Consider the following 532-nt stretch of genomic DNA (forward strand, 5'->3'; position numbering starts at 1 on the left):
ACCGGACCCCGATCCGGTCGCAAAGACCCGCGTCTTCTTGGCCGATCGCGGTGGCCCGCTCTCCGATCGCTCCGCGCGCCGCCTGGTCGAACGCGCCGCCAAAGAGGGCGCCGTCGGCCAGCACGTCCACCCCCATCGCCTCCGCCACGGATTTGCCACCCACCTCCTCGATCGGGGATTGGACCTCCGCCACATCCAGGAGCTGCTCGGTCACGCGTCGATCAGCACCACCCAGGTCTACACCCACGTCTCTGTCGACCAGCTCCAGCGCGTGCACACGCTCGCTCACCCCCGCGCCAAAGCGCCCCCAAAAAAATCGCAGGATTCCAAATGAAAGTCGAAATGCACGGCACGACCATTCTCGCCGTGCGGAAAAATGGCAAAGTCGTCGTCGCCGGTGATGGTCAGGTCACCCTCGGCAACACGGTGATGAAGGGCACCGCGCGCAAGGTCCGCGCCATCACGGTCGGCTCGCACAAGGTCGTCATCGGCTTTGCCGGTTCGACCGCCGATGCCTTCACCCTCTTCGAGC

General features: G+C 65.6%; 2 protein-coding genes. Both read left to right on the forward strand.

Going from position 1 to position 532, the window contains the following annotated elements:
- The coding region (locus JNK74_30100; protein MBL7650422.1) for a tyrosine-type recombinase/integrase at positions 1 to 334 on the forward strand (334 nt) is incomplete at its 5' end.
- A partial coding sequence (locus JNK74_30105; protein MBL7650423.1) for an HslU--HslV peptidase proteolytic subunit occupies positions 331 to 532 on the forward strand: 202 nt, incomplete at its 3' end. The genes JNK74_30100 and JNK74_30105, both read left to right, overlap by 4 nt.

The organism is Candidatus Hydrogenedentota bacterium, assembly GCA_016791475.1.
In the GTDB taxonomy this organism is placed as follows: Bacteria; Hydrogenedentota; Hydrogenedentia; order Hydrogenedentales; family JAEUWI01; genus JAEUWI01.